The organism is Bradyrhizobium sp. DN3 (assembly GCF_041357655.1).
Lineage (GTDB): Bacteria > Pseudomonadota > Alphaproteobacteria > Rhizobiales > Xanthobacteraceae > Bradyrhizobium.
The window spans coordinates 126,363-140,005 of the sequence record NZ_JAULLN010000001.1; the positions used below are offsets into that span (position 1 = coordinate 126,363).

At 64.9% G+C, this 13,643-nt stretch carries 11 protein-coding genes and 1 pseudogene; 8 read left to right on the forward strand and 4 right to left on the reverse strand.

Annotated elements, in window-relative coordinates:
* Positions 1-395 precede the first annotated feature (395 nt).
* Positions 396-1,547: a GGDEF domain-containing protein gene (locus AAE027_RS00590; protein WP_370985245.1), complete on the forward strand. Its 1,152-nt coding sequence runs from the start codon at positions 396-398 to the stop codon at positions 1,545-1,547.
* A gap of 60 nt (positions 1,548-1,607) precedes the next feature.
* A complete protein-coding gene (locus AAE027_RS00595) occupies positions 1,608-2,711 on the forward strand; it encodes a DUF2336 domain-containing protein (protein WP_370985244.1) in 1,104 nt (367 codons plus the stop codon).
* 10 nt (positions 2,712-2,721) lie between these two features.
* On the opposite strand, the gene AAE027_RS00600 is transcribed toward AAE027_RS00595, so the two are convergent.
* Both AAE027_RS00600 and AAE027_RS00605 read right to left on the reverse strand, forming a co-directional pair.
* Positions 2,722-3,360: an NrsF family protein gene (locus AAE027_RS00600; RefSeq protein ID WP_370985243.1), complete on the reverse strand. Its 639-nt coding sequence runs from the start codon at positions 3,358-3,360 to the stop codon at positions 2,722-2,724.
* Positions 3,361-3,362: 2 nt separating this feature from the next.
* Positions 3,363-3,908 (reverse strand): sigma-70 family RNA polymerase sigma factor, encoded by a 546-nt coding sequence (locus AAE027_RS00605; protein WP_370985242.1) that lies wholly within the window; start codon positions 3,906-3,908, stop codon positions 3,363-3,365.
* 293 nt (positions 3,909-4,201) lie between these two features.
* Here AAE027_RS00605 and AAE027_RS00610 point away from each other — a divergent pair, with 293 nt between their 5' ends.
* From AAE027_RS00610 to AAE027_RS00635, 6 genes and pseudogenes are all read left to right on the forward strand, one after another.
* Entirely contained in the window at positions 4,202-4,870 is a 669-nt protein-coding gene (locus tag AAE027_RS00610) for a hypothetical protein (protein ID WP_370985241.1), read from the forward strand.
* 108 nt (positions 4,871-4,978) lie between these two features.
* Positions 4,979-5,758, forward strand: coding sequence for an enoyl-CoA hydratase (locus AAE027_RS00615; protein WP_128934981.1), 780 nt, complete (start codon positions 4,979-4,981; stop codon positions 5,756-5,758).
* A gap of 201 nt (positions 5,759-5,959) precedes the next feature.
* Positions 5,960-7,390: a TolC family outer membrane protein gene (locus AAE027_RS00620; protein WP_370985240.1), complete on the forward strand. Its 1,431-nt coding sequence runs from the start codon at positions 5,960-5,962 to the stop codon at positions 7,388-7,390.
* A 100-nt stretch (positions 7,391-7,490) separates the two neighbouring features.
* A pseudogene (locus AAE027_RS00625) lies at positions 7,491-7,643 on the forward strand (type II toxin-antitoxin system RelE/ParE family toxin); the annotation flags it as partial.
* Positions 7,644-7,781: 138 nt separating this feature from the next.
* Positions 7,782-8,135, forward strand: coding sequence for an addiction module antidote protein (locus AAE027_RS00630; RefSeq protein WP_370985472.1), 354 nt, complete (start codon positions 7,782-7,784; stop codon positions 8,133-8,135).
* Positions 8,136-8,204: 69 nt separating this feature from the next.
* Positions 8,205-9,167, forward strand: a complete 963-nt coding sequence (locus AAE027_RS00635; protein WP_370985239.1) for an amidohydrolase family protein — start codon at positions 8,205-8,207, stop codon at positions 9,165-9,167.
* Positions 9,168-9,170: 3 nt separating this feature from the next.
* Here AAE027_RS00635 and AAE027_RS00640 read toward each other — a convergent pair whose 3' ends face one another.
* Complete coding sequence (locus AAE027_RS00640) at positions 9,171-12,287, reverse strand: efflux RND transporter permease subunit (RefSeq protein ID WP_091890792.1); 3,117 nt, start codon at positions 12,285-12,287, stop codon at positions 9,171-9,173.
* A gap of 28 nt (positions 12,288-12,315) precedes the next feature.
* Positions 12,316-13,560 carry an efflux RND transporter periplasmic adaptor subunit gene (locus AAE027_RS00645; RefSeq protein WP_370985238.1) on the reverse strand — a complete coding sequence of 415 codons (1,245 nt, stop codon included), beginning with the start codon at positions 13,558-13,560 and terminating at the stop codon, positions 12,316-12,318.
* Positions 13,561-13,643 lie beyond the last annotated feature (83 nt).

The window sequence follows — 13,643 nt, forward strand, 5'->3', positions numbered from 1 at the left end:
TCGACCGAAGGGGCGAAATTCTTCAGGTTACCGCACGCATATGGGGGCTTATGTGATCTCCCCCACATAAGCGCATTTTTCTTGTTCCATCGGCGGCGACCCGCCTCGATCCAGATCGGTAACATAATACTGAAATATTTCCCTGCGGAAGGACTGTCCGGCACAGGCAGCCCGGTCAAGCCTGGATCCATAGCAGCCCTGCACGGTGTATGTCTCACGAACCCCTGCTTTGGCTCGACCGCATCGCAAACCGATGCTTAACCGCCAGCAAATTTCGCTGCCGGGCCGACATTCCCCTGTTCCGCGCTGCACGGTTCGGATTCGATTTCGAAGGATACCAAACCTAAAGGCTTGCCACGTAGATTTTTGAGCTGACATCCACCATTGGCGGGACAATGAACACGGCCGCGACGTCGCTTCCCGAGAGGAATGCCGCTGAAGTCGCGGATCTCGTTCTCGCGCCCGCGGCTCCGGAAGTCCTGGCGCGTCGGGCCCGGCAGCGCCGCCAGATGTATATCGGCCAGGTCGCGAGCTACTCGCTCGGCGCCTCCGTCCTGCTGCTGTACGCCTATGACGGTGCGATCTCCATGGGTGTCCCATCGCTGTTCTGGCTCGGCGGCCTCCTGATCATCGGGACGTTCACCGTGCTGTCGGAAGCCGGCTTCGGCGATCGGTTCGAAGATCATTACCTGACCGTCTTCCAGATCTCTGCGCATATGGCGCTGCAACTGGTGTTCCTGCTGGCGGTGCCGACGGTCGGGGTCGCGTTCCTCGCCGTGCTATTTCTAATCTTCGCATTTGGTACGCTGCGGATGACGTCGAGCCAGGCGATGCTCACCTGGGGTCTTGCCACCTGCGGGCTCGCCTTTGTCTTCCTTGGCTCGGATCTGCCGATCGGCCTGCCGGTTACGACCCGGTTGCAGCGGACCGCCTCCATGCTGTGCTTCGTGCTGGTGATCGGCCAGTGCGCTTTCCTCGGCCTGTTCGGCGCCACGCTGCGCAAGATCCTGTACCGGCGCAGCATCGAGCTGAAGGCCGCCTATCAGCGCATCGAGGAACTGGCCGAGCTCGACGAGCTCACCGGCTCCTACAATCGCCGCTGCATCATGCGGCTTCTCGACACCGCGATCGACAAGTCGTGGCAGGCGTCAACGCCTTGCGCAATCGCGCTGATCGATCTCGACTGGTTCAAGCGCGTCAACGACGCCCACGGCCATCCCATCGGCGACGAGGTGCTGCGCACCTTCGCGATCACCATTTTCGCCAACATCCGCCAAGCCGACTGCTTCGGCCGCTACGGCGGCGAGGAATTTCTGCTGCTGCTGCCCGGAACCGATGGCGAGGCGGCATCGCGCATGCTCGAGCGCTTGCGCCAGATCATCGCCGATCTCGACTGGAGCGCATTTGCCCCCGGCCTGCGCGTGACCATTTCCGCGGGCGTCGTGACGCTGCGCGACAACGATACTGCCGACACGTTTCTAGCACGCGCCGACCACGCGCTCTATTCCGCCAAGGCGCAAGGGCGCAATCGCATTGCAACGGGTTGACCAATTCATTTTTCAGGCGCGCGAGAAGACGCCGCCGGCCGAACGCTCCAGGACAGGGCAATGAGATCGAAATCCGCAACACCATCCGAGAACCTGCTCGAGGAATTGCAGGCCGCGCTCTCCCACGGCACCGTTGCGCGCCGGGTCGAGACGCTGCGCCGCGTCACCGATCTCTTCGTGGGCAACGCGGTGGATTATTCCGACGACCACGTCCGCGTGTTCGACGACGTGTTCCAGTGCCTGGTCGAGCAGATCGAGATTTCGGCCAGGGCACTGCTCGCCGAGCGCCTTGCACCGATCGCGTCCGCGCCGCCGAAGATCATCCGCACGCTCGCGCTCGACGAGGTGATCGAGGTCTCCGGCCCGGTGCTGTCGAAATCGGAACGGCTGGACGAGGCGACCCTTATCGAGATCGCGCGCACCAGAGGCCAGGCGCATCTTAAGGCGATCTCGCTGCGGCGAGTGCTGTCGGAGGCGTTGACCGATTTGCTGGTGACGCGCGGCAACGAGGACGTGGTGCAGTCGACCGTCAGCAATCCGGGCGCGCGCCTCTCCGAGGGAAGTCTCACCGACCTCGTCACCCGCGCCGAACGCGACGACGACCTCGCCACCTGCATCGGCCTGCGGCCCGACCTGCCGCGTCATCATTATTTGAAACTGGTCGCGAAGGCCTCCTTGAGCGTGCGCAGGAAGTTAGAGGCCGCACATCCCGAGCTCGCGGACGAAGTGTCCAGCGTGGTCCAGGAAGCGGCTCAGCGGGTCCGTGCCGCCGCGACGACCCGGCAAACCGAGATGGCGCGTGCGCTGGTGAAGTCGCTGCACGCGGACGGCCGCCTCAACGAATTCCAGGTCAGCACTTTCGCCGAGCAGGGCAAGTTCGACGAGACCAATGCGGGGCTGGCCGCGCTCGCAGGCGTCGCGGTCGAGACCGCCGAGACCATGATGATCGACAGCCGGACCGAGGGTGTGATGATCCTCGCCAAGGTCGCGGGGATGTCGTGGTCGAGCGTGCGCGCGATCATCGCCATGCGCGAGAAGCTCTCCGGCGGCTCGCAGACCGACATGCTGGCGCTGCGAGACACCTACGAAGCCCTGCGCTCTTCGACCGCGCAGCAGGTGCTGCGTTTCCACCGCATGCAGCAGGGCACTACGCCGGCGGCGTGAAGCTGGCTCCTTAATACCGCAAGATTTTCGAGCCCACCGCCGCGCCGATCGCGGTCACGACCGCGGTCGCGATCGTGTACCAGGTCGCGACGAACAGGGGGGAATCGTCGGTGCAGTGCGAGGCGTAGAGCGTCGCGGCCAATCCCGCCGCGACCAGGCCGGCGAGCGCGCCGGCAAGCGCGGGACGCGACGGCGCGCCGTGGCGCAGACCGAACAGCGCCCCCGCAAGCAGCGGCAGCGACATCGCGGGGATCGCAAGCAGGCACACCCTGGAGTTCTTGCCCATCAAGCGCATTGTCATCGGCATGGCCGGCGCCATCATCGCCTCACTGCCGATCGCCACGGCAAGCAGTCCGACGGGAAGCAGCAAGAGCCAGCCCCAGCCGCGCAGCAGGGCTTCGGGGCGCGACAAATGCAGGCTGACGATGATCGCGGGGATCGCGAGCGACAGCGTCACCGCGAACTTCATGTCGAAAAACGGGTTGCGCATCGCGCTCATCACGTCCGGGCGCACGCCGAGGAAAGTCGCGAAGATCAGGATCGAGAGCGGCGCGGCCACCAGCAGCGCCATGGTCAGCACGGCGCCGACGCGCGGCGCGCGATGGACGTTGTCGGCCGCGAGCGAGCGAATCAGTTGATCGGTATCCATGCCTAGTGGTCCCGCAGTTTGGCAGTCAGCGCAGCAAGTCCGCGATGCAGCGCGACCCGCACCGCACCTTCGCTCATCGCAAACTTTGCCGCCGTATCCTTGATCGAGGCGGCCTCGACCGCGATCGACTGCAACACGTCGCGCTGGCGCTGCGGCAGAGTGCTCAGCTGCGCGGCGACCTCGCCCGCCGAAGCCGTCTCCTGCGGTGCCTCGCCCGGCAGCGTCTCGGCGAAATCATCGATGTTGACGAAGACGCGCCTGCCGCGCCGCCGCAGCGTATCGATCAGCTTGTTGCGGGCGATCGCGAACAGCCAGGGCGCGAAGGGAGCTTCGCTGTCCCAGGTGTGTCGCTTCAGATGCACCGCCAACAAGATCTCCTGCACGATATCCTCAGCCTGGTCGGGAGACTGGCCGGCCCGCGCCAACCCACGCCTCGCAGCAGCGCGCAGCACCGGCGCGACCGCCTTCAGCAGGCGATGATACGCCGCGTCGTCGCCAGCCATGGCCGACCGCATCAGGCCGGTCCATTCATCCTCACGTCCGCGCACGCGCGCCCCTCACCATGCAATTCGGCCGCTCTTTCAATTTGTTACCCCTGCACCCCCAGAGATCACGAATTCGTGATCGCTGCCGAGCCTCCGTGTCCGGTGCGACCGTAAGAGCCCGCGACGGCTCATAACACCGATCAGTCCGGCCCGCATCCGTGCGGCCGGCCGCGAGGGGCGGTTTGCCCCGCTTTTGCCCGGTGTAGCCAGAAGATTCCCATTTTCTGCCCCGCTGTGGTCACGCCCCAGGGTCTCTGTTCGTTCCCGGGACGGGCGGAATTGGGGAGATCGTCAAGATGATCAAAGCCAGCGGGCGCACGGCCCTGATCCTCGTGGCTGGGCTTTTCTTGCTGTTTGGGGGCGTTGCGCAGGCGGCGCCGAGCTCAGCCGCAAGCAGCAACTCCGACAGCGCAGGCAAGCAGGCCGACGCGGCCAAGCAGAGCAAGCACCGGCGCCACGAGTCGCGCCGTACCAGCAGCAGCAAGACGGCGCAGAAACCCGACGACAAGGCCGACAAGAACGATGCTGCGGCAAATACCGCCGAGGCCAAGGCCGACAACGGCGTGCCGGCCTCGAGCCAGATGCCGCCGGAAGTCGCCAACGCCAATGCACAGGTCGCCGCCGATACGCCGACCGCGGCTGCGGCCTCCGCGATGACGGGCCGTGCCAATGACAACGTCCAGGCGGCGGCCGATGATACCGCCAATAACACCGCAGCGAACGCCGACACCCAAGTGGTGGCCCCCGATCAGCTCAACGACATCGACCGCGCCCTGCAACAGGACAGCTCGCCGGCGCAGAAGGCTGTGATCGCCGCAACCGAAGCACAGCCGCGCCCCTCGCCGGTGATGGCAAGCACCCAGCAGAGCTCGGCCTGGGACCAGAGCTCCCTGATCGGCAAGATCTTCATCGGCGTCGGCACGCTGCTGACGCTGGCCTCCGCCGCGCGCATGTTCATGGCCTGACCGTCAGTTCCGCCAGGACGCGCGGCCCGCGCGTCCTGCGTCCGGCCCTCTTGAAGCCCACCGCGCCAGCGGGCACATTGCCCGCCCAATCAAAAGCGTGGGTGGAACATGAGCACGTTCGAACACATCATCGTCGAGAGCAAAGGCGCGGTCGGCATCATCAAGCTGAATCGGCCGAAGATGCTCAACGCGCTCTCCTTCGGCGTCTTCCGCGAGATTGCGGCCGCCGTCGACGATCTCGAGGCCGATGAGGCCATTGGCTGCATTGTCGTGACCGGCAGCGAGAAAGCCTTTGCCGCCGGCGCCGACATCAAGGAGATGCAGCCGAAAGGCTTCATCGACATGTTCTCCGAGGATTTTGCCGCGATCGGCGGCGACCGCGTCGCACGCTGCCGCAAGCCGACCATTGCGGCAGTCGCGGGTTACGCCCTCGGCGGCGGCTGCGAACTCGCCATGATGTGCGACGTCATCATCGCAGCCGACACCGCAAAGTTCGGCCAGCCCGAGATCACGCTCGGCACCATTCCGGGCATCGGCGGCACCCAGCGCCTGACGCGCGCGATCGGCAAATCGAAGGCGATGGACCTCTGCCTCACCGGCCGCATGATGGATGCGGCGGAAGCCGAGCGCAGCGGCCTCGTCAGCCGCATCGTGCCCGCCGACAAGCTCATGGACGAGGTGATGGCGGCGGCCGAGAAGATCGCCGCGATGTCGCGCCCTGCCGCCGCGATGGCCAAGGAAGCGGTGAACCGCGCCTTCGAGACCACGCTCGCCGAAGGCATGAGCGTCGAGCGCAACCTATTCCACTCGACCTTCGCGCTGGAAGACCGCTCCGAGGGCATGGCGGCGTTCATCGAGAAGCGCAAGCCGGTGAACAAGAACCGGTAAAGCCAAGCCGCGGCAAGGCTGGTGCAAGGCTGGTGTAAGGCTCTCTCGCTCCCCTGAGGCCCCCCCTGTGACGAAGCTGCAACAAGCACGCATTTCATGGGGGTTTTCCCCGCGGCAGTTTGCCTGCGGGACCTGCGCTGGTTAAACAGTTAAGAGGGCCGCCGTCGGCGGGGGCGGACAGCCAGGGTTTTGCGGGATTACATGATTGGGCGTGCCGCCAGAGCTGGTCGCGTGATGACGCGGCATCGATCGGGCGTGGCTCCTGTGCTTGCGACATGGACCACGCTGGCGCTTTGTTGCGCCCTGCCCTCGGCCGTATCGGCGGAAGCCCTGCCCGAGGCGCTCGCCAAGGCCTACCAGACCAACCCCCAGCTCAATGCCGAGCGCGCACGGCAGCGCGCGACCGACGAGAACGTGCCGCAGGCGCTTGCCGGCTACCGGCCGCAGATCGTGGCCAGCCTCAGCGCCGGCCTGCAATCGGTGCGCAATCTGCTGCCCGACAACACCATCCAGACCGCCAATCTGAAACCCTGGATCATCGGCGTCACCGTGACGCAGACCCTGTTCAACGGCTTCCGCACCGCCAACAGCGTGCGGGCCGCCGAACTCCAGGTGCAGTCGGGCCGCGAGGCGCTGCGCAATGTCGGTCAGGGTGTGCTGCTCGATGCGGTCACCGCCTACACCAACGTGCTCGCCAACCAGTCGCTGGTCGAAGCGCAGCGCTCCAACGTCGCCTTCCTGCGCGAAACACTCGCCGTCACCCAGCGCCGGCTCAACGCCGGCGATGTCACGCCGACCGATACCGCCCAGGCCGAGGCGCGCCTCAACCGCGGTCTTGCCGATCTCAACGCCGCCGAAGTCGCGCTCGCCGTCAGCCAGGCCACCTATGCGCAGGTGATCGGCAATGCGCCGTCGCAGCTTCGGCCCGCCGAGGTCGTCGACCGCTATCTGCCGAAGAGCCGCGAGGACGCGATGACGATGGCGATCCGCCAGCATCCGGCGGTGATGGCCGCAAGCTTCGACGTCGACGTCGCCTCCACCAATATCCGCATCGCCGAAGGCACGCTTTTGCCGAGCGCCAGCATCCAGGGCAGCGCCAGCAAGAGCCGCAACAACGACCCGACGCTCGGCACCTTCGCCGAGGACCAGGCCTCGATCGTCGCCAACGTCACAGCCCCGATTTACGACGGCGGCCAGGCCGCGGCGCAGACCCGGCAGGCCAAGGAGATCACGGCGCAGAGCCGGCTCGTGCTCGACCAGGTGCGCAACCAGGCGCGCACGGCCGCGGTCAGCGCCTGGGTTGCCAATGAAGGCGCCAAGATCACGGTTTCGGCCTCGGAGTCCGAGGTGAAGGCGGCGACCGTCGCGCTCCAGGGTGTGCAGCGCGAGGCCGCCGGCGGACAGCGCACGACGGTCGACGTGCTGAACTCGCAGGCCGACCTGATTCAGGCCAAGGCCCGTCTGATCGGCGCATTGCGTGATCGCGTCATCGCCTCCTACACGCTGCTCAGCGCCGTCGGCCATCTCGACGTCAAGACCTTGAGCCTGAACACGCCGGACTACCTGCCCGAGGTGCATTACCAGCAGGTCCGCGACGCCTGGCACGGCCTGCGCACGCCATCGGGGCAGTAGAGGTTCGGGACATATCCGCGTCAAAGCTACACTGGCCAACTCGACGCGGCTCAACCAACTTGTTTGACACTTTGTAGCCCATAGACTACGATTGATCCTCATGATCGAGGTCAGGCAAACCGAGCATTTTTCGGAGTGGCTGAACCGGCTCAAAGACGCCAACGCGGTCGCCCGGATCGCCGTCCGCGTTCGCCGCATGGAAATGGGCAATCCCGGCGACAGCAAGAGCGTCGGCCGCAATGTCCGGGAAATGCGCATCGATTACGGCCCGGGCTATCGGATCTACTATGTGCAGCGCGGAGCGCAGATCGTGGATCCTGCTATGTGGCGGCGACAAGCGCACACAACGTCAGGACATCGAACAAGCCCAAAGGCTGGCGGAGACAGTGTGATGCCCAAGGCAACGTCCAAAGCCGTAGCCAAAACGGCTACGAAGACAACCCGATTTGATGCGGCCGACTACCTCAACACTGAAGAGCGGCAGGCCGCTTATATCGCGGCCGCGCTGGAGACCGGCGATGCAGATTTCGTACGCGATGCGCTTGGCCTCGTCGCGCGGGCGCGCGGCATGAGCGAGATCGCGAAGAAGGCCGGCTTGAACCGTGAAAGCCTGTACAAGGCTCTCGGAGAAACCGGAAATCCCGAGTTCGGCACTGTCATGCGCATCGTCGGCGCACTGGGCCTGACCCTGTCGGCACAGCCCGCGACAAGCGGACGGCCGTCAAAGCGCCGCCGGGTCGCGTAAGACGTATATCGGCGACCCGACCGCCGAGATATGTTATAGACTCGCCGACAACGAAGCAGGAGAGAAACCATGCTCAGCCGACGCGGCGTCCTCTTGGCCTCCCTTGCCGCCGGAGTAGCCATGACCAGCAAAGCCCACGCCCGTGCGGCGCAGCCCGCGACGCCGATCAATTTCGATGTCCCGGCGCACGCCTGTGATTGCCACACCCACATCCATGGCGACGTCGAAAAGTTTCCGTTCTTCGCGGGACGCGTCTACACGCCGGAGCCGGCGAGTCCCGAAGAAATGGCCGCGCTGCACAAGGCGCTGCATATCGAGCGCGTAGTGATCGTCACGCCGAGCGTCTACGGCACCGACAATTCCTCCACTTTGTTCGGCATGAAGGCGCGCGGCGCGACCGCGCGCGGGGTGGCCGTGATCGACGACAAGACACCGGAGAGCGCGCTCGACACGATGCATCAGGACGGTTTCCGCGGCATCCGCCTCAATCTGGCGACCGGCGGCGTCAACGATCCCAATGTCGGCCGACCGCGCTTCACTGCCGCAGTCGAGCGCATGAAGGCGCGCAGCTGGCACGTGCAACTCTACACCACGCTTGCCATGATCTCGGCGATCAAGGACCTCGTCGAGACGGCGCCGGTGCCCGTCGTGTTCGACCATTTTGGCGGCCTTGAAGCCTCGCAGGGCCTGGAGCAGCCGGGCTTCTCCGATCTCGTCGCGCTGGTGAAATCCGGCAAGGCCTATGTCAAGATTTCGGGTGCCTACCGCTCATCAAAGCTCGCTCCCGACTATCAGGACATGGTGCCGTTCGCGAAGGCGCTGATCGCGGCGAACCCGGACCGCATCGTCTGGGGCACGGACTGGCCGCATCCGGATTCCAGCCGCGTCGAGGGGCGCAAGCCCACCGACATCGCGCCGCTCTATCAGATCGACGACGGCCGGCTGCTCAATCAGCTTCCGGTGTGGGCGCCCGATGCCGATGTGCGCAAGAAGATCCTGGTCGACAATCCGGCGCGGCTCTACGGGTTCTGACGGTCAACGCGCGCGGCGCGAGAAGAAGGAGATCAGGACCGGCAAGGTCACGAGGATCACCACGGGCGCCAGCATCATGCCGGTCACGACCACGACCGCGAGCGGCTTCTGCACCTGCGAGCCGATGCCCTCCGACAGTGCCGCCGGCAGCAGGCCGACGCCCGCGACGACGCAGGTCATCAGCACCGGACGAAGCTGCAATTCGCCGGTGCGCACCACCGCGCTCATGCGGTCCATGCCCTCTTCGATGAGCTGGTTGAACTGCGACAGGATGATGATGCCGTCCATCACGGCGATGCCGAACAGCGCGATGAATCCGATCGCCGCGGAGACGCTGAATGCCGTGCCGGAAATCAAGAGGCCCAGTACCCCGCCGAAGATCGCCATCGGGATCACGCTCATCGCGAGCAGCGTGTCGGTCATCGAGCCGAAATTGAACCAGAGCAGGACGCCGATCAGCGCCAGCGAGATCGGCACCACGATCGACAGCCGCCGGATCGCGTCCTGGAGATTGCCGAACTCGCCGACCCAGTCCATGTGCGAACCCGGCGGCAGCTGCACCTGCTCGGCGATCTTCTGCTGCGCCTCGCGGATGGCGCTGCCGAGATCGCGCTCGCGCACCGAGAACTTGATCGGCAGATAACGCTCCTGCTGCTCGCGATAGATGTAGGCGGCGCCGGAGACGAGGCTGATGTTCGCGACCTCGCTCAGGGGGATTTGCGTGACGGTGCCGTTCGGCCCCGGCGCGCCGATCCGCAAATTCTGGATCGCCTCCGCGCTTCTGCGGTATTCCGGCGCGAGGCGGACGATGATCGGGAAGTGGCGGTCGCTTCCCGGCTCATAGAGATCGCCCGCAGTGTCGCCGCCGATGGCGACCTTGATCGTGGCGTTGATGTCGCCGGGGGCGAGGCCATAGCGTGCGGCCTTGGCACGGTCGATGTCGATCTGGATGGTCGGCTGGCCGAGCGAAGTGAACACCGCAAGGTCGGTGACGCCCTGTACGGTGGCCAGCACCGATTTGATCTTGTTGGCGGTGTCGGTCAGCGCCTGGAGGTCGCTGCCGAACAGCTTGATCGAGTTCTCGCCCTTCACGCCGGAGACGGCTTCGGAGACGTTGTCCTGGAGATATTGCGAGAAGTTGAACTCGACGCCGGGGAAGCGGTCGTCGAGCTGCTTGAGCAGCTCGGCGGTCAGCTCCTCCTTGTCGTGCGTGCCGGGCCATTGGCTCGCAGGCTTGAGCGGCGCGAAGAACTCGGCGTTGAAGAAGCCGGCCGCGTCGGTGCCGTCGTCGGGACGGCCGTGCTGCGACACCACGGACTCGACCTCCGGCCGGGCGCGGATGACCTTGCGCATCTCGTTGACGTAGGTATTGCCTTCCTGGAGCGAGATGGTCGGCGGCAGCGTGGCGCGGATCCAGAGATTGCCCTCTTCCAGCTTTGGCAGAAATTCGAGACCGAGCAGCCGGCCGAGCGCCACCGTCATCAGCACGAGCCCGACGGCGCCGCCGAGCACGATGTTTCGATTGGCGACCGCCCAATGCAGCAGCGGCGAATACAGCCGATGCAGGATCAGCATCACCTTCGTCTCGGTCTCCTCGACATGGGCGGGCAGGATGATCGCGGATAGCGCCGGGGTGACGGTGAAGGTCGCAAGCAGCCCGCCGGCCAGCGCATAGGCGTAGGTGCGCGCCATCGGCCCGAAGATGTTGCCCTCGACGCCGGATAACGTGAACAGCGGCAGGAAGGCCGCGATGATGATTGCCGCTGCAAAGAAGATTGAGCGCGAAACGTCCGCCGCGGCGCTGAGGATGGCATGGCTCTTCATGCCGAACAGCGTCTCATTCGACATTTGCTCGGTTTCCGACATCGGCGTCGTCTGGGTCAGGCGGCGGAAGATCGCCTCCACCATGATGACGGTGGCATCGACGATCAAGCCAAAATCGATGGCGCCGACCGACAGCAGGTTCGCCGATTCTCCGCGGAGCACCAGGATGATGACGGCGAAGAACAGCGCGAACGGAATGGTGGCGCCGACGATCAGCGCGCTGCGCAAATCACCGAGGAAGATCCACTGCAACAGCACGATGAGCATAATGCCGACCACCATGTTGTGCAGCACGGTGTGGGTGGTGAGCTCAATCAGGTCCCCGCGGTCGTAGATGCGCTCGATGCGCACGCCGGGCGGCAGGATGCTGGAGTTGTTGATGGTTTGAACGAGTTGGTGGACGCGCTTGATGGTCGGCGAACTCTGCTCGCCACGCCGCATCAGGACGATGCCCTGCACGATATCGTCGGACTCGTCGAGGCCGGCAATGCCGAGACGGGGCTTCTGACCGACGGTTACGGTGGCGACGTCCTTGACCAGTACCGGATTGCCGCCGGACTGCGCCACCATGGTGTTGGCGAGGTCGTCGATCGACCGGATCAGGCCGACGCCGCGCACCACGGCCGATTGCTGGCCGATATTGACGGTATTGCCGCCGACATTGACGTTGGAATTACCGACCGCCTGGAGCAATTGCGGCAGCGTCAGGCCGTTGGCGACTAGCTTGTTGAAATCGACCTGGAGCTCGTAGGTCTTGCTCCTGCCGCCCCAGCCGGTGACGTCGATGACGCCGGGTACGGCGCGGAAGCGGCGCTGCAGGATCCAGTCCTGGATGGTCTTGAGGTCGAGCACGCTGTAGTTCGGCGGACCCACCAGACGATACCTGAAGATTTCGCCGATCGGGCTGAGCGGCGAGATCTGCGGCTGCACGTTGCCGGGCAGCGGCGCGAGCTGCGCCAGGCGGTTCAGCACCTGCTGCAGCGCCTCGTCATAGGTGTAGGCGAAGGAGAACTGGAGTTTGATGTCGGAGAGGCCGTAGAGCGAGATGGTGCGGATGGTCGTGAGGTTCTTCAGGCCCGCGACCTGGGTCTCGATCGGGATCGTGATGTAGCGCTCGATCTCCTCGGCCGACAGGCCCGGACTCTGCGTCACGATGTCGACCATCGGCGGGGTCGGATCGGGATAGGCTTCGATGTTGAGCTGATTGAACGCGATCAGGCCGCCGATCAGGACGGCGACGAACATGCCGACCATTAGGAAGCGCCGGTTGACGGCAAGAGCAACGAGACGATCCATCAGGTCTTCAGTTTTCTTGGGTCGTCGATCAGCTGCCGGACGCCGCGCGGTCGATGAACAGGCTGCCCTTGGTGACGATCTGCTCGCCGGGTTTCAGATTGCTGGTGACCTCGACGAGGTTGCCGTTGATGAGGCCGATCTTGATCTGGCGCAGCTCGACCGATTTGTCTTCGCGCGCGACCCAGATGCGGACCTTGTCGGCTTCATAGATCAAAGCCTGTTTCGGCACCGCCGGCGCGGCACGGTCGCCGGCCGAGTAGATCGTGACGTTGGCAAACATCTCCGGCTTGAGCAGGCCGTCCTTGTTGTCGATGGTGGCGCGGACCAGGAGGCGGCGGGTGTTGGGGTCGATCGCGGCGGCGACGTAGTTGATCCTGGCGGTCAGCGGCCGACCCGGCAGGGCCATCACGTTGACGGTGATGTCCTGACCGATGCACACCGCGGCCGCATCGCTCTCGCGCACGAACGCGGTGAGCCAGACCGTGGAGAGGTCCCCGATCACGAAGACCGGATCGCTGGCACCGGAACTGACATACTGGCCAGGGCCGATCTTGCGCTGCACGACAGTGCCCGCGATCGGCGAATAGATCGTGATTTCCGGATTGATCGCGCCCTTCTCCTGGAACGCCTTGATGGTCTCGTCGGTGAAACCGAGGATGCGCAGCTTGTTGCGCGCGGCTTCCAGCGCCGTCCCCGAGGAGCGCATGTCGTTCTGCGCCTGGACCTGGGTCGCTTCCGCCTGCTGATAGTCCTTCAGCGGAATGGCATGGCCTTCATAGAGGTCCTTGGCGCGCTTGAATTGGATGTCCGAGAGCTCGAGCGCCGACCTCGCCTTGTTCTGCGACGTCATCGCCGCGACGAAATCGTTCTGAGCCTGCACGGTGTCGGCGGCTTCGATCGTGAACAGCGGTTGGCCTTGCTTCAGGGTCTCGCCCGGCTTGGCGAGCAGCTTGGTGACCCGGCCTGCATAGGGCGAGAACACTGGCGTCGAGCGATCCTCGTCGACCGCGACCTTGCCCTCGGTGACATACTCGGCCCGGAAGCTCTTGGCCTTGACCGGCTCGATCGTCAGCGTTGCCCATTCGGACGGCGTCGGCGTGAAGGTCTGCGCATTCCTGCGCGATTGGCTGGAGATGTCGGAGTGCTTCTTTTCCTTGGGCCCCGCCTGCAGGAAGCCGTAGGCCCCGGCACCGACGAGAGCTAGTAAAACTACGGAGGTGATCACCCGTGGTTTTGTAAGCACCTGCAATCGCTTGGTATTTTCAACTACCATTGAGCCCGGTCGTGTCTGCGACGATCTCGGCAAATGACTGCCTCATCGGTCGCGCTAATAGTGCTGAATTCAGATTTCAGACA

What these genes read in the sequence shown, in the direction of transcription:
- AAE027_RS00630 (WP_370985472.1), top strand. Translation starts at nt 7,782, where the DNA reads ATGCCCAAGGCAACGTCCAAAGCCGTAGCCAAAACGGCTACGAAGACA.
- AAE027_RS00645 (WP_370985238.1), bottom strand. Translation starts at nt 13,560, where the DNA reads ATGGTAGTTGAAAATACCAAGCGATTGCAGGTGCTTACAAAACCACGG.
- AAE027_RS00595 (WP_370985244.1), top strand. Translation starts at nt 1,608, where the DNA reads ATGAGATCGAAATCCGCAACACCATCCGAGAACCTGCTCGAGGAATTG.
- AAE027_RS00600 (WP_370985243.1), bottom strand. Translation starts at nt 3,360, where the DNA reads ATGGATACCGATCAACTGATTCGCTCGCTCGCGGCCGACAACGTCCAT.
- AAE027_RS00615 (WP_128934981.1), top strand. Translation starts at nt 4,979, where the DNA reads ATGAGCACGTTCGAACACATCATCGTCGAGAGCAAAGGCGCGGTCGGC.
- AAE027_RS00620 (WP_370985240.1), top strand. Translation starts at nt 5,960, where the DNA reads ATGATTGGGCGTGCCGCCAGAGCTGGTCGCGTGATGACGCGGCATCGA.
- AAE027_RS00635 (WP_370985239.1), top strand. Translation starts at nt 8,205, where the DNA reads ATGCTCAGCCGACGCGGCGTCCTCTTGGCCTCCCTTGCCGCCGGAGTA.
- AAE027_RS00590 (WP_370985245.1), top strand. Translation starts at nt 396, where the DNA reads ATGAACACGGCCGCGACGTCGCTTCCCGAGAGGAATGCCGCTGAAGTC.
- AAE027_RS00610 (WP_370985241.1), top strand. Translation starts at nt 4,202, where the DNA reads ATGATCAAAGCCAGCGGGCGCACGGCCCTGATCCTCGTGGCTGGGCTT.
- AAE027_RS00640 (WP_091890792.1), bottom strand. Translation starts at nt 12,287, where the DNA reads ATGGATCGTCTCGTTGCTCTTGCCGTCAACCGGCGCTTCCTAATGGTC.